Source organism: Paenibacillus sp. FSL E2-0178 (assembly GCF_038593005.1).
Classification (GTDB): Bacteria; Bacillota; Bacilli; order Paenibacillales; family Paenibacillaceae; genus Paenibacillus_AQ; species Paenibacillus_AQ phytohabitans.
In genome coordinates, this window is the sequence record NZ_CP151953.1 from 5,792,427 (window position 1) to 5,816,168 (window position 23,742).

The following is a 23,742-nucleotide window of genomic DNA, read 5'->3' on the forward strand; positions in this document are numbered from 1 at the left end:
CCAATGAAATACAAAGTATTATTAATTGATGATGAGCCGAGCGCCATTGAAGGTATGCAGCTGTGGATTGATTGGGAGGAACTCGGCTTCGAGCTGTGCGGAACCTGCGGCAACGGCCGGGAGGGGCTGCGGCTGATGAAGCTGCTGGAGCCGGACCTGGTGATTACAGATGTGAACATGCCGCTCATGAATGGTTTGGAGATGATAGAGGCCTGGCAAGAGCAGGAGGCCGGCAGACCCAAGTTCGTGATTCTGAGCGGCTACAGTGAATTTGAATATGCCCGGACGGCCATCAGCTACGGAATCAGCCATTATCTGCTGAAGCCGGTCTTTCCGGAGGAGGCTGCTGAGGAATTGCGGGAAATTCATCAGGAGCTGGAACAGGAAGCGAACCGCAGAATGATTCATGAGATTGCCTCTGAAGAAGAGGCGGTGGCCTTGATCAGAGGACTGCTGTACGGGAAAAAAGCAGACCCGGAGCTTCAGGAGCTGCTGGATCGCCTGCCTGGCTTTCAGGGGGTCGGCATCTGGAATCTTTGTCTGATTCAGACTGTCCCGGAGCTGTATGCAGAGCTGCGGGGAAGGGCGGCTGCCCTGCTGGCCGCCTATCCGGCCATGGTGATGATGGATCTGGAGGCGGGCATACTCGGGATTGTATACGGTATGCCGGCAGACAGACCTGAAGGCGGCACCATAGAAGAGGGGCTGAATATCCTCCGGCAGGAATACGGCAGCGGACAGATATATATGGCCATTGGAGCCCCTGAGGACTCCCTGCCGGGGATTGCGGAGAGTTACCGCAGTGCCAAAGAGGCTTTGCAGCATTTTTTCTATAATCCTGAGTATGCCGGGATTCTGGCTTACCACGGGATACAGGGCCATTCCTTCAGCTATCATTATGACCATATCCGGCTGATGGATGCCCTGCTTGATTCTGTTAATCTGCTCGATGCGGACAGTTACCGCAGAGCGCTGGAGGAAGCGGACCGCAGCTTCCGTGCACAGCAGGTGGCACCGGAGGTGGTTCGGAAAATTGTGATTCATCTCATGTACCGGATCACCGAGCTCGCGCCCGGGGCGGAGGACGGAGGCGGGGAGCAGGGGGCGGCAGGGTCTGGAATCGCGGAGATCCAGCAGGCCATGATCCCGCTGGATGAACTGCTTAGCCGCTTATTATTATGCGGTGAAATGGCAATTGATCTCCTGATGCGTGAGCAGAATCAAAAGTCGCATGGCATTGTGCAGGAGATTAACGAGTATATCAGTGCGCATTTTCAGGAGAGTCTGAGCATTCAGAAGATGGCAGAGGTCTTCTTCCTGCATCCCGTCTATCTGGGGCAATTGCTGATTAAGAAGAACGGCATGACCTTCAATGAGCAGCTGCATCAGCTGCGGATTCAGGAGGCGGCGGTTCTGCTGCGCGGCAGCAAGCTGAAGCTCTCGGAGATAGCTGAACGTGTAGGTTATGTCAATTACGGCCAGTTTTTGAAACGGTTTGAGAAGGAGATGCACATGGGTCCGAATGAGTACCGCCATGCAAAGTTCTAAACTTTTATGGGGGTATACCTTTAATTCGGTCGTATTTTAGCAGTCGGATCACCTCTATAATTCATATATGTAAGTGCTTACAAATTAAAGACCAACACATTATGGAGGTGCTTTATGGGGGGCAAGTCGAAAGCGATGTACAAGTTTTCCCTGATTGTTCTGTTATCCCTAAGCTTTACGCTATCCGGCTGCGGGGGCAACAACAACAATACTGCGGGCAAAGCTGAAGAGACAACTGCGGCAGGAACTGCTTCAGCTAACACAGAAGGAAAGATAGAACCCTTTAAGGTAAGCGTATTCATTGGCGCAGCTGGACAACAGCCGACACCGGACAACAAAATTTACAAGAAGATCAAGGAAGAAACCGGAGCCAGCTTCGATATGGAATTCCTGGCAGGTGACATTAACCAGAAGCTGGGCGTTATGATTGCCGGCCAGGATTACCCGGATCTCATGACCGGGAATACCAAGCTTACAGCAGCAGGGGCTTATATTCCGCTGGAAGACCTGATTGAAGAGCATGCGCCAAATTTGAAAGCGCATTATGCCGAATACTGGAACATGATGAAGGACCCGAACGACGGCCATATTTATATCCTGCCTAACTACGGTGTGTACAATGGTAAGGTCAACAGCTCCTGGTATTCGGGACCTGCCTTCTGGATTCAAAAAGCAGTCCTCAAGGAATTCAATTATCCGCAGGTGAAGACACTGGACCAATACTTTGACCTGATTGAGCAGTATAAGGCGAAATATCCTAAAATCGACGGAAGCCCGACGATCGGGTTCGAAATCCTGAACTATGACTGGAAAAACTGGGGTCTGTTCAATGCGCCGCAGCATCTGATCGGCCATCCAAATGATGGCGGTGTGGTTGTCAATGACGGCGTAGCTGAAGTGTTTGCAAATAAAGATTATGCGAAGCAATACTACCAGAAGCTGAATGAAATCAACCAGAAGGGTCTGATTGATAAAGAGACCTTTGTACAGAATTATGACCAGTATATGGCAAAGCTGTCCAGCGGAACCGTTCTGGGGATGTTCGACCAGCACTGGAATTTCAACGCTGCTGAGGATTCTCTGACTACCCAAGGTAAAATTGAACGCACCTATGTCGGTCTTCCGCTCGTATACGACGAGTCGACCAAAGACTACTACCGCGATCTTGCCGTTCTTAACCTTAACAACGGCTTCGGTATCAGCATCAATGCCAAAAATGCCGTACAGATCATCAAGCTGCTCGACACTCTGATCCAGGAAGACTGGCAGAAAACGTTCTCCTGGGGTGTGGAAGGCGAAGATTATATCGTGGAGAACGGCAGATTTATGAGAACCCAGGAGCAGCGTGACAATGCAGCCGATGCCACCTGGCAGCTGGCCAACAAAGCCAAAGCGATGTTTGATTACCTGCCCAAAACCGAAGGAAGCTTCAGTGACGGCAACTCAACGGATGCTGCTGCACAGCCTGAAGAATACAAAGCGGGTCTGAAGCCTTTTGACAAGGAAGTGCTTGATGCCTATGGCTTTGACTCCTACGTAGACTTCTTCAGTGAACCACCTGCCAACCCGGTCTATTATCCTGCCTGGTCCATCGACTTAATTGAAGGATCGGATGCCAAAATAGCCAGTACCAAACTGAATGAACTGCAGACCAAGTTCCTGCCTAAAGCCATCCTTGCCGACCCGGCAGACTTCGATTCCGTATGGACCGATTATACCGGACAGATCGAAAAGGCTAATGTGAAGGCATATGAAGACAAGATCAATGAGCAGATTAAGTGGAGAATTGAGAACTGGAGTAAATAACGGAACGCTGGTTCCGGGATCAGAAGGTGGAGGGCCGATTAGGGCCTTCCACTTGCTAAATTAATTTCATGGAGTAGGAGATAACGAATATGGATGAGACCCTAGAAATAGATACTGTCGTCCGGCATCCGAAGAAGAACCGAAAGAAGAAAAAACAGCCGATTACCTGGCGCTTGATCAAAAACCAGAATCAGCTTATTTGGATGTCTGTGCCTTTGATGCTCTACATTATTCTTTTTGCCTATGTTCCCGTTTGGGGCTGGACCATGGCCTTTCAGAATTACAAGCCGGCGAAGTCCTTCGGTGAACAGGAATGGGTGGGACTCAAGCAATTCAGGTTTCTGTTTACAGATGATAACTTCATTCGTGTACTGCGCAACACGCTGGCGATGGGGCTTATCAATCTGATTCTCGGTTTTGTTACAGCCATCGTGCTTGCGCTGCTGCTGAATGAAATCAAGAAGGTCTTCTGGAAAAGGACCGTGCAGACAATCTCTTATCTGCCCCACTTCCTGTCCTGGATTATCGTTACCGGCATTGTGGCCACCTCGCTCTCCATTAACGACGGGATTGTAAATATCGTTCTGATGAAGCTGCATCTGATTAAAGAGCCAATTCTATGGCTCAGTGAGGGAAAGTACTTCTGGGGAATCGTAGGGGCTTCGCATGTGTGGAAGGAAGTGGGCTGGAATACCATTATTTATCTGGCAGCCATTGCCTCCATTGACCCGGCCCTTTATGAAGCTGCCGAAATTGACGGTGCTAACCGTTACAAGAAGATGATGTTTGTAACCCTGCCGGGTATCAAAGCAACGATTGTAATTCTGATGATTATGTCCATAGGACATGTCCTGGAAGCAGGCTTTGAAGTGCAGTATCTGCTCGGCAACGGGCTGGTAGTGGACTGGGCGGAGACGATAGATATCTTTGTGCTTAAATACGGGCTTGCCCAAGGGAATTATTCACTCGCCACTGCGGGCGGGATTTTCAAAACAGTTGTCAGTGTAACCTTGCTGCTTATGGCTAATGGGATTTCCAAGCGGCTTGGGGAAGAGAGGTTGTTATAATGATGGATAACCGACAAATTAGCCCTGGGCCAAAAGCAGGCTATACGGTGAAAAGGAGCCTAGGCACCGGAAGGCTTGAGCCGATTCTGTTCACTTCCTTCAACACGCTCTTTATGGTCTGTCTGGTGGTTGTGACATTATATCCATTCATCAACACGATTGCTGTTTCGTTTAATGAAGGGAACGATACGATCCGCGGCGGTATTTACTTATGGCCGAGAGAATGGACTTTTCAGAATTACAGGGCGATTTTTGCCACGGGAACTATTTTTGACGCTTTCCTGGTTTCAGTAGCCCGTACAGTGATTTCTACGATACTTAACATTTTTCTGACCACCATGCTTGCATACACCTTAAGCCGCAGGGAATATGTATTCCGCCAGCCGATTACTGTTATCTTTGTGCTTACGATGTATTTCAGCGCCGGTCTGATCCCGAACTATTTCCTGATCAAGGATCTGCATCTGTTAAACAGCTTCTGGGTGTATATTTTCCCGTCCATGATCAGCGCATTCAATATGATCGTCATCCGTACCTATATCGGAACCATTCCGGAGAGCCTCCTGGAATCGGCGAAGATCGACGGCGCCGGGGATTTCAGAATATTCATGCGGGTGGTGTTTCCGCTCTGCAAGCCGGTGCTGGCTACCATCGCACTGTTTGTGGCTGTCGGCGCGTGGAACTCCTGGTTCGATGCCTTTATCTATACCTCATCCAGACAGAATCTCAGTACGCTGCAATATGAGCTGATGAAGCTGCTATCCTCAACGATGAATTCCAACGGCAACCCAACCGTACAGAATGGGGTGGGGATGGATCAGAATTCGGCAAGAGCGATGGTGACACCGCTCTCTATACGGGCAGCTATCACAGTCGTGGCCTCTGTGCCTATCCTGCTGGTGTATCCGTTTATGCAGAAGTACTTTGTAGTGGGCTTGAATGTCGGAAGTGTGAAGGAATAGGCGGCCGGAACGGCGCTTGCTTTGCCTGATCCGACTAATGTGAATAAGGAGTGTTGTTAGCCGTGAGAGAAAGCCTGGACTTCAAGGAGCCTGCACTGAAGCTGGTGTTCGCTGATGATTTCAAGATCGGCGCAGCGGTCAATCCGCGGACGGCCAGTTCACAGGAAAAGCTGCTGGCTTATCATTTCAACAGCATTACTGCCGAGAATGAGATGAAGTTTGAGAGTCTGCATCCGGCAGAGGAGATCTATCGTTTCGGGGCGGCGGATACGCTGGTTGCCTTTGCCCGGAAGCATGGCATGGCGATGCGCGGGCATACCCTCGTATGGCATAATCAGACAACCGATTGGCTGTTTGAGGACAAAACGCACGGCATTGTAGACAAGAATACACTGCTGGCCCGGCTCAAGAGTCATATTGAGACCGTGGTCGGGCGTTACCGGGGAGATATCTACGCCTGGGATGTGGTCAATGAAGCTATTGCCGATGAAGGCAGTGAGCTGCTGCGCCCCTCCAAATGGCTGGAGATCGCAGGACCGGACTTCATTGCCGAAGCGTTCCGGTACGCGCATGCAGCGGACCCGCAGGCGCTGCTCTTCTACAATGACTATAATGAATCCGACCCGCAGAAGCGGGACAAAATTTACACGCTCATGAAATCCCTGATTGACCGGGAGGTGCCGGTGCACGGCGTCGGCTTGCAGGCCCACTGGAATCTGTATGATCCCGGCCTGGATGAAATCAGGGAAGCGATTGAGAAATATGCTTCGCTCGGTCTTCAGCTGCAGCTTACGGAGCTTGATCTGTCGCTGTTCCGCTTCGATGACAGGCGAACGGATCTTAAGGTTCCTCCTGCGGAACTGCTTGAGCTGCAGGCGGAGCGGTATGAAGCTGTGTTCCGGCTGCTGAAGGAATACCGCGAGGTCATCTCCTCTGTCACCTTCTGGGGCGCAGCCGATGATTATACCTGGCTGGATGATTTTCCGGTCCGGGGGCGGAAGAACTGGCCGTTTCTGTTCGATGAGAAGCATCAGCCGAAGCCTGCGTATAACCGGATTGTACCGGGGAACCGCTGAGCGGAGGAGATTTTTCTTGTGAAATAGCAAAAAAGGATGGGGTCCTATTAGGGCCGCATCCTTTTTTGCGTATATACAAGAATAATCCCAAACGGCCCGGGGGCATCCTTATAATGGGTATCCCTTCCGGAGCGCTTATAAATCATTTTGAGAAAAATGATGACACAGCGGAAGAAATGCCTTATTATTTAAAGAGATTTTTAATGAAACAGATTTTAAATAATTATAGTACAATACAGCCGAAGGTGGAGCGCTGTAGTCCAGGCAGTCTATTGAGGAGGGCTTCATATTCTATCACTGAGTCAGGTTAGCAAAAGCTTCGCTCTGAAGGACGGCCCATATACTGCTGTGGACAATGTATCGCTTGAAGTGAAGACGGGTGCTATTCACGGCATTATCGGGGCAAGCGGTGCCGGCAAATCTACACTCCTGCGGCTGATCAATCTGCTGGAGCGGCCTGATATGGGAACGGTTACTGTAGACGGCAAGCTGCTTACTGAGCTGCCGGACAAGGAGCTGCGGCAGCAGCGGCAAAGAATCGGCATGATCTTTCAGCAGTTCAATCTTGTCGGCAATGCCACCGTCAGCCGCAATGTGGCGATTCCGCTGGAGCTTGCCGGAGTGCCGCGTGCCGGGCGGATGAAGCGGACGCTGGAATGTCTGCAGTTTGTCGGGCTTGCGGACAAAGCTAATCACTATCCGGCACAGCTCAGCGGCGGCCAGCGCCAGCGGGTAGCGATTGCCCGGGCGCTGGCGAACAACCCGAAGCTGCTGCTGTGCGATGAGCCGACCTCCGCGCTTGATCCGGGCACCACGGCGGATATCCTGGGTGTGCTCCGCCACATTAATGATTCGCTCGGTGTTACTGTCGTTATAGTTACCCATGAGTTGGATGTCGTCCGGAGCATCTGCTCAGAGGTATCTGTAATGGAGAGCGGGCGGATGGTTGATTTCTTTTCCCGGGATGAGGCCGGCTTTCTTCCGCCGGGGAGCCATTCGGGCTCCTACCGGGAGAGAATTACGGGAAGAACGGGGGAACCCTATGTTTGAGAGCATGCTGAAGTATCAGGATCAGATGTGGCAGTCGATCGGAGAGACCTTTGTGATGGTCGGAATCTCCGTGGGGGCTGCGCTGCTGCTGGGGCTTCCGCTGGGGACACTGCTGTATTTTTGCCGCAAAGGCCAATTGTATGAGAACAGAAGCCTGTCTCTCATACTGAACAGCATTGTAAATGTGGTGCGTTCGTTTCCGTTCCTGCTGCTGGTAGTGGCTCTGATTCCGTTCACCCGTCTAGTGGTGGGAACGGCGATTGGCACGCTGGCGGCAACGGTGCCGCTGTCTATCGTCGCTATTGCCTATTATTCACGGCTGGTGGAGCAGTCTCTGCTGGAGGTTCCCAGAGGAACGATAGAAGCGGCGTTATCCATGGGGGCATCCAGGCTGGGAGTGATCTTTAAGTTTCTGTATGTGGAGGCCCGTTCCGGACTGGTGCTGGGATTGACAGCTTCTACGATCAGCTTCATTTCTTTTTCAACAGTAATGGGGGTGGTCGGCGGCGGCGGGGTTGGCGATTTCGCGATCCGCTACGGATATCAGCGCTTCGAGACAGAAGTGATGATCTACGCCATTCTCGTCATGATTGTGCTGGTGCAATTGATTCAGTTCACAGGAAGTACGCTGGCAAGACTGCTGGATAAACGCTGAGTAACTATATAACAATGGGGGCTGGAGATAACAATGAAGAAGACGATGACAACAGGAAACGGAACGGTTAAGAGAACCGGAACAAGAATGAAAGCTGCCTTCGGATTAACACTGCTCGTATTGGTACTCGCACTTGCGGGCTGCGGAAACAACAAGGAAGCGGAAGAGACACCGGCTGCCACCAGCACTGAACCTGTGAAGATCAAGGTAGCCTCGCTGATTCCGCCGATGACGGATATTCTTGATATCGTGAAGCCGATTCTGAAAGAAGAAGGCGTGGATATGGAGGTTGTGGTGCTGTCCGATAACGTGCAGCCGAACGAAGCGCTGGCGAACAAAGAGGTGGACGCGAACTTCTTCCAGCATGTGCCGTACATGGAGCAGTTCAATGCCAGCAAAGGTTCAAGCCTGGTAGCTGTTCAGCCAGTATATGATGCCATCTATGGCGGTTACTCCAAACGCTATAAGAGCATTGATGAACTGCCTGATGGAGCAACCCTCGTAATGGCGAATGATCCTTCGAATATCGGACGCTCCCTGCAAATGTTCGCCGATGCCGGATTGATTACCCTGAAGGAAGGGGTAGGCATCCAGGCGACCCAGGCGGACATTACCGCCAATACCAAGAACTTTAAGTTCGAGGAGGTCGATCTGCTGATGCTGGCCCGGATGCTGGATGATGCGGATCTGGTGGCAATGACTCCGGCGTATGCCAGCCCGCTCGGCCTGACCCCCAAGAAGGATGCGCTGATCACCGAAGGTGAGGATTCCGCATTTACGATCACGCTCGTTGCCCGTGAGGACAACAAGGATTCCGAGGCGATCCAGAAGCTGGCTAAGGCGATCAGCGGCCCGGAAGTGAAGAAGTTCCTTGAGGATAATTACGCGGATATCGCGTTGCCTGCTTTTTGATTGAAAATAGACTGCATCCGCAAACGGATGTACGGTTTTGCAGCCTTTACGCACAGCAGCCTTCTCCTTATTGACGGAGAAGGCTGTTTTTATTGCAGCTTTTATAATGAAGCTTGTTTATTTAATATGGACTTTTTCAGAAGATTGCCCAGGTACATTAACGGTGTTAACAACCTCGTATTCAGCCGCTTCAATCCAGGTTCCCGTAGTGAAATCGCGTCCCCGCACAAGCACCTTATCAGTGTAGACTTCCACATAGAAGCCTTGGCTGCCCGTCTTGTGCTCATCCGCATTCGTCCAGAGGTAGGCGACAGAAGCTGCGTTGAACATGGTAGCTGTCTCCCCGTTGCCGGGGTACATCGTATTATCGACCTCAAGCTCCCAGTGGGTATGCCCGGTGAAGAGCAGAGTCTGGGGATACTTCGCCAGGATGGAGCGCAGCTCTTTGTCTTGAGTAACGCCATACCACTCCTGCGACTCCAGAGAACCGGCCACCGTGTCCTTCAGCGGCTGGTGCAGGAAGAGGAAGACCGGCTGATTCGGTGGCGCGGCTGCACCGAGCTCCAGCTCCATCTGCCCGTCAGGCTGCCGGCTGTCCGGTACGCCTTCGCCAAGCTTCCGGTCCAGCCAGCGGAGCTGCTCATCCGACAGATTGCAGAACGTGGGCAGACCCTCCTCAGTTCCAAGGAAGATGAAATGATACCCGTCGGTCCAATGGTCATGATAGGGACCAGGCATACCCATACGGGAGGTGTACATTGCCAGGCGGGATTCCCAGTGGCCGAGGCCCACATCATGATTGCCCAAGGTGAAGCGGATCTCCGGCAGCGATGCCTGATGCAGCTGAAGAATACGGTGGACCTCCGCATATTCCTCTGCGAAGCCATGATCCGTGATATCCCCGATATGCATAATTCCGCTGCTGCCCTGCGCATGTCCGGCCAAATCCTGCAGTGCCCGTTCGAAATTCAGATTGTATTCATGTGCCGGATCGGCCGTGACGTGGGTGTCGGTAATAATCTGGAAGGTTAACAGCGGCGGTTGTCCGCCATGTCCGCTTGTGTTCATTCGCAGGGTGAGCCTCCTTTGATGATGTATGAATAATCTGCTAATGCCCTTTGGCACTAATGTTCAATCCCACTATTCCGGCTACGATTACGGTCACCCACAAGAGTGAGGACAAGGTCAGCCGTTCTTCAAAAAAAAGCGCGCCCGCCACGGAGATCAGGATGATGCCTGCCCCCGACCATACCGCATAAGCAACTCCAACTTTGATGGAGGTAAGGGCAACATTGAGCGAGGTGAAGCTGATCCCGTAGAACAGGAACATCAGCACGGAGGGCCAGGGCCGGGTGAAGCCGTGGGATAGTTTCATGGAGAGGGTGCCGGAGAGCTCGAACACAATCGCCATTGCGAGAAACACCCAGGCTAAGGCCCCCTCGGCCCTCATCGTGCGATCCTTCCTATACCAAGCTCCGCATAAGACTGCACCAGACAATCTGCATCCGGTAAAAGACTGCGTGCAGGCCGTGTATCTGCCGCACGGCTACTGTCCGCAGCCAGGTCTGTTGCCGCTGTATTCGCGCCGGCCGGGCTGCTGGTTGCACCTGCTCTGGCCGTAGCTGCAGCAGGTGCCCCCTCGGCTGCCGCATTGCTTGCAATCCCGATGGCCACCGCCATCCCGGCAGCCTTGGCCATCCGCATATCGCCGTTCGTGTCGCCGATCACGGCAGCTTCGGCCGGCTGTATCCCCAGACGTTCGCAGGCCAGCAGCGCCATGTCGGGGAAGGGCTTGCCGCGTTCCACCTGATCCGTGCCGATCACGGCGCTGAAATACCCGCGGATGCCGAGCCAGCGGAGGTGATTCTCCGCCGCTGCGGTTTCATCAGCAGTGACTACGGCCAGCGGAATTCCTTCGGCTGCGCACTCGTCAAGGAAATGCAGCAGGCCGGGGAGGGGCCGGACAGGCTTGCTCTGTTCCATTAACGCATCTGCTTCTTGCCGGCAGCGGTCAGTCAGTTCCATCGACTCCGCCCAGGATAAGCCAAGCAGATAGCCCTGCCAGGACAGAATGGCATAGAGATCATTCATGGTGCCCATGGCCAGGGGGCCGTTGCGGTCATAATCAATAATTCTGCCGTTTGCATCGTGAACGGTCCCGAGCAGCGAAGCCAGGTGCTGCGCCGGAAATTCAAGGCCGCGCTGCTGGAGCTGCCGGGTGAACTGTGCGAGGAAACACTCGCCCCAGCTGCCCCAGAGTGAGACGAACTCCAGGAGGGTGCCATCCTTGTCGAACAGGATGGCGGATATGGAATGCTCCCCGTGCGGGGTAATGAGCGTAGGCATGCAGCTGTCCTCCTGTGTCTAATCGTTCATTTCATGAAATATTTAGATCATTAATTGCCGGTTATTTCAGTTTATCCAGCGCCGCCTGGGCGGTTTGCTGCGCTTCCTTAAGGGCTTCGGCTGCCGGAATATTCTCAATCTGCACCTTGTCCGCAGCGATTGTCAGGGCATCGTTGATTTTACCGCCGGTAGGGTCCTGGAAGGGAGCGGAGGCGTGGGAGGCCTGCTGTAACGGGATTTTGATCTGCGGATTAGTCTCACTGAATGTGACGAATGCCGGATCTTCGAGTGCAGACTGGCGTACGGAAATATATCCGGTGTTAATGGACCAGAAGGCGGTATTCTCGGAGTTCGTGAAGTAGGTCAGCCATTTCATAGCGGCCTGCTGCTCAGCATCTCCGGCCTTGGCAGGAATACCGGCCATAATCGCCTGGGCTACAGGCTTGCCTTCGCCGACTCCGGCCCAGCCCGGCTGCTCCATCGCGGAGACGATGCTGAAGTCGAGATCGCCCTGGTCGCCGCTGGAGCCGGTGTATCCGGCCGCCTGGCCTTTCATTACATCGTCAATCGTCTTGTACCAGTACTCCCAGCCTTGTCCGCCGGAGTGAATACGCATGGTCTTGTATTCATGAATCGACTGGCGGAAGAAGTCCCAGGTCTCGATCCATTCAGGAGAGTCGATCGTAACTGTTTTGCCATCCTCACTGAGAATGTTGCCGCCTTTACTGAGTACAGCGTCAATCATATTGCCGGAGCCCCACATCGGCTCCCAGCCGTAGAAGCTGGTTTTGCCGCCTTCTGTGACTGTCATTTTCTTGGCAGCTGCAGCGAGGTCTTCCCAGGTCTTAATCTGGCTGGCATCAATGCCGGCTTTCTCAAAAGCATCCTTACGGTAGTACATCACCTGTGTCGTTCCATACATCGGGAGGAAGTACTGCTTGCCGTCAACCTGGCCCTGGCTCAGGAAGGTCTGGACGAAATCCGCCTGATTGAAATCCGGCTGCCCGGCAATCAGTTCATCCATCGCTGCGAAGTAGCCTTTGCGGGCCCAGTCTATATTGGAGGAGAGCACGGCTGCCGGAACCTGCCCGGTAGCGATAGCTGCCTGAAGCTTCTGTTCGGTTTCTGTATAATCTGCCTGCACAATGCCCTTGACGATGACCTCCTGCTGGGAGGCATTGAATTTCTGAATGAGCGATTCCATATTTTCACCGAGCTTGCCACCGAGTCCATACCAGAATTCAATAGTTACCGGTGCGCCTCCAGCCGGAGCAGCATTAGCGGCAGGCACTGTGGCGGCACCGTCCGCTGCCGTAACATTGCCCGAAGTAGAATTACCGCCACAGGCAGTGAGTACGGAAAGTCCGGCGATCATGGATACTGCAGACAACCTTTTGAATACGTTCATCATCATTCTCCTCTTTGTTTGGAAATATTAGATTTCAGCCTTTACTGGAGCCTGCGGTCATGTTGACACTTTGCATAATCGTTTTCTGCGCCAGCAGGAAGACAAGCAGCAGCGGGGCAATCGTGAAGGCGCTGGCGGCCATGATGAGCGGCCATTTCAGTCCGTACGCACCTCCTTCCACGAAGAAGCTGCGCAGACCGGCTGATACCAGCTGCAGGCTGGGGTCCTTGGTAATCAGCATCGGCCAGAAATAATTGTTGTACTGATCAATGAAGGTAATCAGCGCCAGTACGGCGAAGGATGACCGCGTAACCGGCACCAGCACCGTCCAGAGAATCCGCATATGCGAAGCGCCGTCCACTTCACCCGCCTCCACCAGCTCATGCGACACCTGCAGGAAGGCTTGTCTGATCAGGAAGATGGAGAAGATACTTACACAATTAGAGAGAATCAGGCCGGCATAGGAGTTCAGCAGATGCAGCTCGGACAATACCAGATATCCGGGCAGATAGACGGCTGTAGCCGGAACCATGTAACCGAACAGAATGACTCCGGCAAAAACACCCTTCAGGCGGAACTTCATATGCGTCAGCGCATACGCCATCATCCCGGAATTGATCGTCTGCAGGATGACGATGGAGACAGCCACGAAGATGCTGTTGCCCATATATCGGGCGAAGGGGGCCTCGTTCCAGGCTGCGGCGAAATTCCCCCAGAGCGGTACCTCAGGCCAGAGCGTAGGCGGGGAGCGCCAGATTTCATCATTGGTTTTGAGTGCGCTGGTAACCATCCAGTAGAACGGAAAGGCCATCAGCAGAGCAAGCGCGGCGAAAAAAATCTGGCGGGCCGGTCCGCTGAGCCGTGTGAGCATACGCAAGCGGTGAGACCTCCTTGTACGAAAGATAAGAACAGATAACTGCTATTGATAATGGGTGGTCCGCTTGCTGATGCTGAAAGAGAACACCGACAGCAGCATGCAGAGGAAGACCAGAACGACAGCTACAGTGGAAGCCTCTCCGATCTGGAACGATTCGAAGGCGGACTGATAATACAGATACAGCAAGGTGCGGGTAGAGCCGGACGGGCCGCCCTGCGTCAGCACATTAATCTGATCGTAGGCCTGAAGCGCCGAGATGAGCTGTACCACGAACAGAAACAGTGTGGTCGGCGAGATCAGCGGGAGCGTGATGCGGAGGAACTTCTGCACCGGACTTGCCCCGTCAAGCTCCCCGGCTTCCAGCAGGTCTGAAGGCACATTCCGCAGCGCCACGAGATAGAAGATCATCGCCCAGCCTACTGATTTCCAGATCGTTACGAGCAGCACGCCAATCAGCGCCCACTTGGGGTCTTGCAGCCACCCGATCGGCTCAAGGCCGAAGAAGCCGAGCACTGTATTGGCGAGACCGACGTCAGGCTCATATATCCAGGACCAGACGATGGATACGGCAACGGTTGGTGTGACCCAAGGCGAGAACAGCAGCACCTGATACAGGGCAGAGCCCTTTAAGTTGAACGTGGGGCCCCCGCGAAGTACCTGAGTAAACCTCGAAGCTAAAGCTCCACTTCGTGGGGTTGTTTTATGGTTCATCAGGAGGGCAAGGCCCAGTCCCAGCAGGATGATCGGCAGCACACTGCCCGCACAGAAGAGCACAGTTACTCTTAAGGCTTGGTAAAAAGCCGGATTGCTGAGCAGGTCGATATAATTCTGCAGGCCGACAAAGGTCTTCTCCGGGCTCATGAAATCCCATTCCGTGAAGCTGAGATACAGTACATACAGCAGCGGTGCCAGCCAGAACAGGGCGAACGGGACCATTGCCGGCAGCGTGAACAGCACGGGCTTAAGGCCGCTAATAAGCTTTGAACGTGTCATTTTCGTCCCAATACCCCATTCCATCTACATTGTTTTGTGCGGTATAATGCAGAGGACAACTCCTCTGTTCAAAAAAAATTGTACACTCATGGACGAGGCTTGTGGTCAAGCGGGAGTAAACATACTTCGGAATTTGTGTAAAATTTGTAGTAAGTCTGCCGCAAAGCTTCAGTTTTGTGTAATGTAGAGAGAACAATTCTATGCGAAAATGAGGTGCTACCCTGATGAAGCAGGCCGCATTTGGCGAGGACAACCCGCATCGTTCACCACGGGAGCAGCTGCTCGGCCCGATGATTGATGCGATAGCGCAGACGATGGATTTGTATGGAGCGAATTATTCCTTCGGGCAGCTGTACGGAATTATGTTCTTTGAGGACAAGCCGATGACGCTGGAGGAAATGAAGCAGGTCATGAATATGAGCAAAAGCAATATGAGCTACGGTGTCCGCTCCCTGATCGCCTCCCGGATGGTTACGAAGCTGGAGGAGAAGCGTGAGCGGAAGGAGCTGTATGCTGCGGAGACGGATTTCTTCCAGGCCTTCCGGAACTTTTTCACGCTGAAGCTTCAGCGGGAGATTGATGTGATGCAGGAGGCGATGGGGACGGCGGTGCCTGAACTGCAGGCGCTAATCGATGCGGAGGACACGCCGGAGGAAGAACGGCAGGCCTGCCTCAAGGATCTGGACAAGCTGAAGCATGCCGCTGAATATTATGTCTGGCTGCAGCAGTTCGTGTCGGGGCTTGCGGAAGGAACGGTGTTCGGCGGCGGCTTGCCGGGCAGGGAATAGCTGCTGAGCTCGGGGAATGCGTAGCCGCCGACGCTGGATAGAAGTAGCTGCTGAGTTCGGGGAATGCGTAGCCGCCGACGCTGGACAGAAGTAGCTGCTGTGCTCTGTCGCTGCGGACGGAGCAATGAAAGTCTGCGTCTCCAGTTCCTCTGTGACACGGGAACACAACTGTGGGGGAGACCGATATCCTGCGGGAACCGGACTGACAATCCCCTATTTGGCGAAAATACCCTGTTATTTAGCCTACGCGGACTCAGATTCCGCTAAATGTCTCAAAGACCCTTGTTTTGGTGTGCCCGGAAGTAAATAGAGCACTGAGTCCGTTTGCCCGGACAAAGCAGTCCTTTTCGTAAAATAGGGTCCTCTCAGTCCGGTTGAGTTATGGTTTGGGGTTGGAAACTGGGTTCGATTCAGCCCAATTCAGTACAACCCAGCCTTTTCAAACTCGTTTGCTTTACTCATGCAGCCAGCTGGTTATTTTACTCTCTCTCCGTTCCGCCCCAGTCTGGAGTTTCGCAGCAAATATCAAATATCCCCCGGCATCATCCTGCTCAAGCAGCGGCCTAAGCCAGCTTCTCCAGCTGGCGGCTCAAAACTTGGGTTTTTTCGTATCAAACGCACCTACGATTCGTTATTCTCATGATAGATTTGAGCCGGTATTCTAACGATTAACGATATTATTTCCCGTTTATCTTACGAAACGTTTGATTTTACTGATGAACACTAACGATTAGTCATTATTCATATAAATCATGCTATAATTTTGCCCAGGAGGCGGTGTTGTGGATGAACTCGATATCAGAATTCTAAAGCTGCTGGAAGAGAACGGAAGACTGTCCCATGAAGAGATCGGCAAGCTGCTGCATATCTCGCGGCCGTCTGTGCATCAGAGAGTCGGCAAGCTGGAGAAAAGCGGAGTAATCAAGGGCTATAGGGGAATTGTGGACTGGAGCAAGCTGGACCAGAAGATTAAGGTCATGATCTCCGTGAAGGTGGTCAGCCAGGGCTTTAAGGAGGCGGCAGAACAGATTATCCGCATCCAAATCCCGGGTGTGAGCATCATCGAATGCCAGCGGCTGGCGGGAGAGTGGTGCATGTTGCTTAAGGTGAGGGTGACCTCGCCTGAGGAGCTAACGCTCCTGCTTGACGAGATTCTCCGTATTCCTGACATTAAGGAAACGTCGACCACTTTTATTTTATCTACTATATATGAGGACGGATTGAAGGGGGTGTAGCGGTATGCCGCAGAAGAAGAAAGTGAATCCGGTGTACGTGGTTGGTATTGCGCTATTGTGCGTTTATTTGTTTTGGGGAGGCACCTATGTCGGCATGAAGATTGCGATTGAGACGATGCCGCCTTTTCTGATGGCTGGAGTGCGGTTTTTTGCAGCCGGTGCTGTGCTCTATATGATTGCCAGATTAAGCGGAGCGAAGCGTCCGGCCGGGCGCGAGTGGCGGTCTTCGGCGATTGTCGGCGCCTTGCTGCTGCTTGGAGGCAACGGTGTGGTGGCCTGGTCAGAGCAAAGAGTATCTTCATCCATCGCTTCACTGATCGTTGCGGCCGTTCCCGTCTGGATGATGCTGATGGGCTGGTTTGGCCGCGGCGGCAAACGTCCGAATACCGGTGTCATCGCCGGCATTGTACTGGGGCTGCTGGGCATTGCCGTGCTGGTCTTCCAGCCGGGGAAGGGAGATACGGGGACTGCCACCGATTTGATCGGTATTATTACCTTATTAATAGCTTCCATAAGCTGGGCAGTCGGATCGATGTATTCACGCAATGCTGCAATGCCGGATTCCCCGCTGATGTCAACGGCAGCACAGATGCTGACGGGAGGGGCGCTGTTGATAATTTTCTCCTATTTCACCGGCGACTGGTCCCGGCTTGATGTCTCCGGCATTTCTATGCGCTCATATTTGGCACTCGGTTATCTGGTCGTCTTCGGCTCCATCGTCGGCTACACGGCCTACATCTGGCTGCTCAAGAATGCTGACGCGTCTCTCGTCTCAACCTATGCCTTCGTTAATCCGGTGGTGGCGGTACTGCTTGGCTGGCTGCTGGTCGGTGAACAGCTTACCTTGAATACGCTGATTGCAGCCGTGATCATTATTGCAGCGGTCGTTCTGGTGACTGTTTTTCGTGGCAAGCCCCAGAAGGCGGCAACTCAAGCAACGCTTGATATACAAAAACAGCAGCGGTCGGTACACTGAGAGCATCTTAGCCGAAGGGGTGGAAGCATGTTTGACATGTTGAAGGTGGGCAGGAATATCGTTAGATTGAGAGGAGCCGCCGGGCTTACGCAAATGGGGCTCGCAGATAAGCTGGGAATCAGCTATCAGGCGGTCAGCAACTGGGAGAGAGGTGCAAGTATGCCGGATATCTCCAAGCTTCCGGAGCTGGCGGAAATCTTTGGCGTAGGGATCGGCGAGATCCTCGGAGAAGAGCAGGGGCAAAACTCCCGCATTATCGAAAGTGTACTGGATCAGACCACGGGGGATTATTTCCGGCGGGGGGAAGGCACGGCACAAGAGCTTTCGGACCTTGCGCCGCTGCTGCAAAATGAACAGATCGGCGAAGCGTTTGAGCATGTGAAGGTGGGGGCGGCAGTAGACGATCTGTTGGCACTGGCGCCATTCTTAAGCGAAGAGACGCTGGATAAATGCGCCGTGGAGGTGTTTGAGCGGGAGGGGATTCAGCCGCTGCTGAAGCTGGCCCCGTTTATGAGTGAGGAGGGGCTGGACGAGCTTGCCAAACAAGCTTATGCCGCAGGAGGAAAACATGCACTTGTGGCGCTTGCCCCGTTTGTAAGTGAGGAGGGGCTGGAGGAATGCGCCAAGCTCGCTTTTGCCAAAGAAGGTCCGGGAGCGCTCCCCCCGCTGGCTCCGTTCCTCGAAGAAGAGCTATTGGATGAGCTGGCAGAGGCAGTCTTTGAGCAGGAAGGCTCGGGAGCGCTGCTTCCCTTGGCTCCGTTCCTCAGTGAAGAGGCGCTGAACGGACTAGCTGAGCGTATCTTCAATAAAGAAGGTGCGGCAGCACTCCTGCCGCTGGCTCCATTCCTCTGTGAGGATATTCTGGGCGATTGGGTGTCGCGGGCCTTCGCCAAATAACTGCCGAAACAGCCGGTACTCGTTAGAGTATCCGGCTGTTTAGCATGCCTTTATTCCATTTCACGCAGCCTCTCGACGATCGGGCTGCGGGCGAGCGGTCTGTAGGCACTTATTGTGATGAGATAAGACAAAACAGCCAGTACCGGGATGACCAGAATGAACGGCAGCCACATCATGCGGAATTCCATATAGGCCATGCCCGCGGCAATATTCCTGGCGATCCAGTAAGTCAGCAGCACGCCTATAGAAGAGGTAAGCAGAGCGGTGAGCAGTACAGTATACAATCCTTCGTAAACAAGCATCCGTTTGAGCTGCTTCTTAGTCATCCCGATGCTCTCCAGCACGGCAAATTCATGCCTGCGGGCGATCACCCCGGTAAGGACAGAATTAATGTAATTGATCAGACCTATGAGGGCGATTACGAGACTGAGGCCATAGCCGATAATCTCAAAAATACGGATATTATCGCTTAACTCCTCCCTGTAATCTTCTCTGGATTTCAGCTGCAGAGCATCCAGCGGGCGGATAGCCTCCCTGAGTAATTGCCCCGTTTCATCAAGCTTGGCGGGATCTGCATACAGGGTAAGCGAGAGGATGTCTGCTGGAGTCCCGCTCTCCAAAGTGGCTTGGCGGAGCTTGGCTGCAGGCAGGAAGGCATTGTAGCCGTTGCCGAAATACGTTTGGGTGGTTGCCGCAAAGAAAGCGTCATATTTCAGCACGGCCATCACTTCGTAGCTCTGCTTCAATCCGGGGTAGCTAATCGTATCTCCGGGATGATAGTAGCTTGCATAGGCGCCTGGCTCTGTAAGAGTCTGGGTCACCAGTATGAAGTCCCCGGAATCAAATTGCTCCCGGTTGAATTCCCCTTCGAGCACATCCTGTTCTGCGAGATCGTACCAGTCTGAATCCAGTCCGAAGAGCTGAGCGTGGACACGGGCAGGGATGTCCTGGGGATTGGCTGACGACTTCAGTGAAGCGCTGATGATATCATCCGGAGGAACGGTGAGCAGGCTATAATAGACTTTATCGATACTGTTCACCCCGTCTATATGACTCAGCTGCCTGCACAGTTCCTCGGACAGCTCTGTTTCATTGACTGAGCGTTCCCCCTGCTGCTGGATAATGCCCTTGTTGTGTATCATATAATCCCCATGAATGTAGGCGCTGAGGTACTTATTGACGTCCATGGAGGAGATCACGGTGAATATCGTATTAAACAGCAGAATGCTTAAGAAGAGCGAAGATAACATCAGGCTCAGCTTCTTTTGACTCCGGAACAGATTGGAGAACGCCATCCGGTGCAGCTTGGCCCCGTGGTTTGAGGACCTGAGAGTTTTCACTCCGCCATTCTGAACGCCTGAGAATTTAACAGCTTCCACGGGAGCGATGTCCGCTGCCAGCCGTCCCGGCTTATGCGCTGCGATCCACACGGTCAGGAAGGAGAAGAGGGCTGCGCCTGCAAAAATCCATGGACTGGACGAAAGCGAACTTCCTTTAAACTCCCCCGATAGCGAAGTGGTCAGAGGTGTAACCCATCTGCCGATTAGATAGCCGAAGCCAAGGCCGAACGGCAGGGCAATGAGGTATAGCAGCCTGGCTTGAATAGCGATGATTCTCCGCAGTTGTCTCGGGGTGGTGCCAATCATTTTCAGCAGGCCGTAGAACTTCACATCACGGACCACCGAAATATAAAAAATATTATAAATAAGCAGGTAGCCGCTAAGCATAATGATGAAGATAACTGCGGCGTATGGAATGATATTCACTGCATTTTCCGCCAAAGATACACTGGAATAAGCCCAATTGATTCCGATAGGAGCCGTAATTCCCGTGTCTGCCAGGACCTTGTTGAGCTTGCTCTCAATATGAAATGAATTGCTGAACATGACACTCAGATTTGAGGTATTAACGTAGGAGCCGCTGTCTCTTGATTGTACGGGATCGATGTCTGAGAGGTTTTTATCGGTAAAAGCTTTCGAGACAAAGGCCAGTCCCGCCATCGCAAGCTCCTTGTCCGCTTCATAATAGCCTGACAGAGTGAACTTCTGGCTGATCATCCGCTCACCAATATCTATCTGCAGCGTGATCTCCTTGCCGAGCTCCGGCTGCACCCCCAGCTTGTCCAGAATCCAGGTGTTCAGGGCAACCTCATTCTCTCCAGCAGGCAATCCTCCCTCTGTGAACACGATGAAGCTGTGATCGGCATAGACCTGATCAATCTGAAGCACCTCAACGGGATCATGCTTAAATTCTGTATTCCCCAATCTGCCGGAACTAAGCGAGTAGTCATATAGTTTAATTGAAGGATGCTTCCGCAGCGTAGCGGCTTCTTCCGGAGTAAGGTATTTAAAGCCTCCGTGGAAGTCACTTCCGGCTGTTTTCATTTGTGCATATTGCATAGACTGGTTGATACTCAGAGCCATAGTGAAAATGGAAGTAATAAGCAGTGTAGTCAGCACAATAGCGCAGATGGCCGCCAAATTTCGCAACCGGTTGGCCCGCAGGCTGGCCATCGCCAGGTTGAACACGGTCTTCCGGTTGTTCGTAGCGATCATAACCGGCTCTCCCCGGGTGCCTGCGTTAATCCTGAGGCGATCCTGCCGTCCTCAATGCGGATGATCCGGTCCGCCATCTGGGCGATGGCTTCGTTATGCGTAATCATAACAATAGTCTGGTCGAATTTGACACTGAGCTGTTTCAGCAGGATAAGCACCTCCTGGCTGGTCTTGCTGTCCAGATTGCCGGTGGGTTCATCAGCAAGGATAATGGAAGGTTTGGTCGCAAGCGCTCTTGCGATGGCCACGCGCTGCTGCTGGCCGCCAGAGAGTGCAGCAGGCAGATTGCGGGTCTTCTCCTGCAGTCCCAGACTCGTGATAATCAGGTTCAGATACTCCTGGTCGATCTGGCCTCCGTCAAGCTCAATGGGCAGGACGATATTTGCCAGCACATTCAGGATCGGCACCAGATTATAGCTCTGGAAGACGAATCCGACAGAGCGGCGCCTGAAAATGGTTAACTTCTCATCACTCATCTGAAAAATATCATGCCCGTTGACATACACCTTGCCTTCTGTGGCCCGGTCCAGACCCCCGAGCATATGCAGCAGTGTACTTTTTCCGCTGCCGCTCGTGCCGACGATGGCCACGAACTCCCCTTTCTCGACATTCATAGATACGTTATCCAGAGCCTTGACCGTCTGCGCTCCTTTTCCATAATATTTCTTGAGATTCTCTATTCGCAGAATAGGCATGTTATATTCCTCCTGTGCGTATGTTCTTATTCACATCTTCAAGGTATCAGACAAATCTAACAGGAGAGTGTCTGAAATCTGACGGAATGGACATATTCAGCATAGCGGCAGGAAGATCGAGAACACAGTTCCTTGCCCGGGCACAGATGCAGCCTTCATATGTCCGCCTTGTGCAGTGATAATCTCCCGCGCCAGGAATAGTCCTATTCCCACGCCATCTATATCGCGCACATTATTTCCCCGGTAGAACCGCTTGAAGATTTGGGGCAGCTCTTCCTGGGAGATTCCCCGGCCGGTATCTGCGATATCCAGGCGTACAAACATCTCATTCGCTTCAGCGGTGATATGGATGCTCCCTCCCGCTTCTGTATATTTCACGGCGTTCTCCAGCAGATTGAATAACACCTCGGTTGTCCACTTGGAGTCATGGTGCGCGGTGATGTGGGCTTCACAGCTTATACTGATAGTGATACAGCTGCTCTCTGCCTGGATGAAAATCTGCGAGACTGCCTCGGAAACGGCGCGGATCACAGGAGAAGACACCATGTGCAAAGAAATCATGCCTGTCTCCAGTCGGGACAGCTTGACCAGGGATTGGATCAGCCAGTCGAGCTTTTCCGACTGCTTTTTAACTTGGAGAACAAGCGGGAGCGCATGCTCATCATGCACCAGATTTTCCTCAAGCAGCTGGCTGTAAATCATAATATTGGATAACGGTGTTTTGGTCTGATGGGAGATATCGGAGATCAGCTCTTTAATTTTGTTCTTTTCCGTCTCCAGATTCTGTCCGTTCACTCTGGCAATCTCTATGTACCGCATTAATTTATGTTCTATGGAGGAGAGAAGGGTTTCTTCATAATTATAGTTTGGCTCACGCCCGAGAGTAGCGTTGTCTACCAGTGTCTCTACCTTTCCCATAAAAGAAGTGAGCTGATGCCTGAGCGACCAGGACCAGGCGCCTCCAAGGATCAGCATGCAGATTATAAACAGAAGGGAGAGTCCGAGGAGGGATGAGCCAGTGGTATCCAGTAATATAATAGAAGTCACATAAGCCAGTACCAGAATTATAAAAGCCGCAGCAAACCCCAGATTTATCAGCCGGGTATGCGGCAGTCGTTCTTGTCCCTTCATAGAGTCGGCCCTTCTGACCATGTATACCCTAAACCATAAACGGTCTTAATATATTGGGGAGCGGAGGGTTCAGCTTCGATTTTGGCCCGCAATCTTTTGATCGCTACAGTCAATGCGTTCTCATCCACGAAGACAGCCTCCTGGCTCCACGTTTTGTCGATCAGCTGCTCTCGGGTCAGAATGTTGCCTCTGTTCACTACCAGTATGCGCAGCAGTTTCTGTTCGGACTTGCTCAGCAGCAGGGGGCGCCTGTTCTTGAAATATTCCATTTTGCCAAAATCAAATTCCAGCGGTCCGATAATGATCCTGTCACTGGCAGGCGCATCGCTCCTTCTCAGGACGGCCATTACCCGGGCCCGCAGAACCATCAGACTGAATGGCTTCGTAATATAGTCATCAGCTCCCAGCGCAAAGCCGGTAACAATATCCGGCTCCATGTCGTTGGCTGTCAGAAATATAATCGGCACTTGTGAGGTTCGGCGGATTCTCTCGCAGTAATCGAGTCCGCTTCCGTCCGGAAGATTCACATCCAGCAGAATGAGATCTATCTGGGTTGAGGATATAATCTGATCAGCCATCGCCACAGAATAGGCTTGCTCTATAATTAAGTCATTTTGAGCCAAGGACAGGGCGATCCCCTTGTTCAGGCTTCTGTCGTCTTCAACGATCAACAGTGTCTTCATGGGCGTAACTCCTTTGTGTGATGAAGCGTTATCTCAATATTATGGCCATGACTGGGTTATCCTGCAAGGGAGTATGATGCCG

General features: G+C 52.6%; 22 protein-coding genes. 12 read left to right on the forward strand and 10 right to left on the reverse strand.

From position 1 onward, the window contains the following. Positions 1–3: 3 nt before the first annotated feature. The 8 genes from MHI42_RS25375 to MHI42_RS25410 all read left to right on the forward strand — a co-directional run bounded on the left by MHI42_RS25375 (position 4) and on the right by MHI42_RS25410 (position 9,076). Positions 4–1,548 carry a response regulator gene (locus tag MHI42_RS25375; protein ID WP_342421006.1) on the forward strand — a complete coding sequence of 515 codons (1,545 nt, stop codon included), beginning with the start codon at positions 4–6 and terminating at the stop codon, positions 1,546–1,548. A 114-nt stretch (positions 1,549–1,662) separates the two neighbouring features. Continuing rightward, complete coding sequence (locus tag MHI42_RS25380) at positions 1,663–3,354, forward strand: sugar ABC transporter substrate-binding protein (RefSeq protein WP_076247735.1); 1,692 nt, start codon at positions 1,663–1,665, stop codon at positions 3,352–3,354. A gap of 89 nt (positions 3,355–3,443) precedes the next feature. Beyond that, the gene (locus tag MHI42_RS25385; protein WP_039307312.1) at positions 3,444–4,421 is read left to right on the forward strand and encodes an ABC transporter permease subunit; all 978 of its coding nucleotides are present in this window, start codon (positions 3,444–3,446) and stop codon (positions 4,419–4,421) included. A gap of 2 nt (positions 4,422–4,423) precedes the next feature. Continuing rightward, positions 4,424–5,383 (forward strand): carbohydrate ABC transporter permease, encoded by a 960-nt coding sequence (locus MHI42_RS25390; protein WP_081970570.1) that lies wholly within the window; start codon positions 4,424–4,426, stop codon positions 5,381–5,383. Between the two features lie 62 nt (positions 5,384–5,445). Then, positions 5,446–6,459 (forward strand): endo-1,4-beta-xylanase, encoded by a 1,014-nt coding sequence (locus tag MHI42_RS25395; RefSeq protein ID WP_342421007.1) that lies wholly within the window; start codon positions 5,446–5,448, stop codon positions 6,457–6,459. 288 nt (positions 6,460–6,747) lie between these two features. Further along, on the forward strand, positions 6,748–7,509 hold the full coding sequence (locus tag MHI42_RS25400; RefSeq protein ID WP_342424801.1) for an ATP-binding cassette domain-containing protein: 762 nt from the start codon (positions 6,748–6,750) through the stop codon (positions 7,507–7,509). After that, positions 7,502–8,164 (forward strand): methionine ABC transporter permease, encoded by a 663-nt coding sequence (locus MHI42_RS25405; protein WP_039307317.1) that lies wholly within the window; start codon positions 7,502–7,504, stop codon positions 8,162–8,164. Before MHI42_RS25400 ends, MHI42_RS25405 begins: the two co-directional genes overlap by 8 nt. An 87-nt stretch (positions 8,165–8,251) precedes the next feature. Next, positions 8,252–9,076 (forward strand): MetQ/NlpA family ABC transporter substrate-binding protein, encoded by an 825-nt coding sequence (locus MHI42_RS25410; RefSeq protein WP_342424802.1) that lies wholly within the window; start codon positions 8,252–8,254, stop codon positions 9,074–9,076. Between the two features lie 117 nt (positions 9,077–9,193). On the opposite strand, the gene MHI42_RS25415 is transcribed toward MHI42_RS25410, so the two are convergent. The 6 genes from MHI42_RS25415 to MHI42_RS25440 all read right to left on the reverse strand — a co-directional run bounded on the left by MHI42_RS25415 (position 9,194) and on the right by MHI42_RS25440 (position 14,700). After that, entirely contained in the window at positions 9,194–10,144 is a 951-nt protein-coding gene (locus MHI42_RS25415) for a metallophosphoesterase (RefSeq protein ID WP_342421008.1), read from the reverse strand. A 40-nt stretch (positions 10,145–10,184) separates the two neighbouring features. Next, positions 10,185–10,526: a multidrug efflux SMR transporter gene (locus MHI42_RS25420; RefSeq protein ID WP_042139944.1), complete on the reverse strand. Its 342-nt coding sequence runs from the start codon at positions 10,524–10,526 to the stop codon at positions 10,185–10,187. Further along, positions 10,523–11,422, reverse strand: coding sequence for an HAD family hydrolase (locus tag MHI42_RS25425; protein ID WP_342421009.1), 900 nt, complete (start codon positions 11,420–11,422; stop codon positions 10,523–10,525). The genes MHI42_RS25420 and MHI42_RS25425 overlap by 4 nt, the downstream gene beginning before the upstream one ends. 61 nt (positions 11,423–11,483) lie before the next feature. Continuing rightward, positions 11,484–12,830: an ABC transporter substrate-binding protein gene (locus MHI42_RS25430; protein WP_342424803.1), complete on the reverse strand. Its 1,347-nt coding sequence runs from the start codon at positions 12,828–12,830 to the stop codon at positions 11,484–11,486. A 34-nt stretch (positions 12,831–12,864) separates the two neighbouring features. Next, on the reverse strand, positions 12,865–13,701 hold the full coding sequence (locus MHI42_RS25435) for a carbohydrate ABC transporter permease (RefSeq protein WP_039307391.1): 837 nt from the start codon (positions 13,699–13,701) through the stop codon (positions 12,865–12,867). Between the two features lie 48 nt (positions 13,702–13,749). Continuing rightward, complete coding sequence (locus MHI42_RS25440; protein WP_342421010.1) at positions 13,750–14,700, reverse strand: sugar ABC transporter permease; 951 nt, start codon at positions 14,698–14,700, stop codon at positions 13,750–13,752. Between the two features lie 224 nt (positions 14,701–14,924). Between MHI42_RS25440 and MHI42_RS25445 the strand changes: the two genes are divergently transcribed. The 4 genes from MHI42_RS25445 to MHI42_RS25460 all read left to right on the forward strand — a co-directional run bounded on the left by MHI42_RS25445 (position 14,925) and on the right by MHI42_RS25460 (position 18,596). Next, a complete protein-coding gene (locus tag MHI42_RS25445; protein ID WP_042139941.1) occupies positions 14,925–15,488 on the forward strand; it encodes a transcriptional regulator in 564 nt (187 codons plus the stop codon). Positions 15,489–16,270: 782 nt separating this feature from the next. Further along, positions 16,271–16,723: an Lrp/AsnC family transcriptional regulator gene (locus MHI42_RS25450; RefSeq protein WP_076247727.1), complete on the forward strand. Its 453-nt coding sequence runs from the start codon at positions 16,271–16,273 to the stop codon at positions 16,721–16,723. Between the two features lie 4 nt (positions 16,724–16,727). Then, complete coding sequence (locus tag MHI42_RS25455) at positions 16,728–17,699, forward strand: EamA family transporter (RefSeq protein WP_342421011.1); 972 nt, start codon at positions 16,728–16,730, stop codon at positions 17,697–17,699. Between the two features lie 27 nt (positions 17,700–17,726). After that, entirely contained in the window at positions 17,727–18,596 is an 870-nt protein-coding gene (locus tag MHI42_RS25460; protein WP_342421012.1) for a helix-turn-helix transcriptional regulator, read from the forward strand. Between the two features lie 50 nt (positions 18,597–18,646). Here MHI42_RS25460 and MHI42_RS25465 read toward each other — a convergent pair whose 3' ends face one another. The 4 genes from MHI42_RS25465 to MHI42_RS25480 all read right to left on the reverse strand — a co-directional run bounded on the left by MHI42_RS25465 (position 18,647) and on the right by MHI42_RS25480 (position 23,660). Then, on the reverse strand, positions 18,647–21,151 hold the full coding sequence (locus tag MHI42_RS25465) for an FtsX-like permease family protein (RefSeq protein WP_342421013.1): 2,505 nt from the start codon (positions 21,149–21,151) through the stop codon (positions 18,647–18,649). Further along, complete coding sequence (locus MHI42_RS25470) at positions 21,148–21,846, reverse strand: ABC transporter ATP-binding protein (protein WP_342421014.1); 699 nt, start codon at positions 21,844–21,846, stop codon at positions 21,148–21,150. The genes MHI42_RS25465 and MHI42_RS25470 overlap by 4 nt, the downstream gene beginning before the upstream one ends. 96 nt (positions 21,847–21,942) lie before the next feature. After that, on the reverse strand, positions 21,943–22,977 hold the full coding sequence (locus MHI42_RS25475; RefSeq protein ID WP_342421015.1) for a HAMP domain-containing sensor histidine kinase: 1,035 nt from the start codon (positions 22,975–22,977) through the stop codon (positions 21,943–21,945). Next, positions 22,974–23,660 (reverse strand): response regulator transcription factor, encoded by a 687-nt coding sequence (locus MHI42_RS25480; RefSeq protein ID WP_342421016.1) that lies wholly within the window; start codon positions 23,658–23,660, stop codon positions 22,974–22,976. The genes MHI42_RS25475 and MHI42_RS25480 overlap by 4 nt, the downstream gene beginning before the upstream one ends. Positions 23,661–23,742 lie beyond the last annotated feature (82 nt).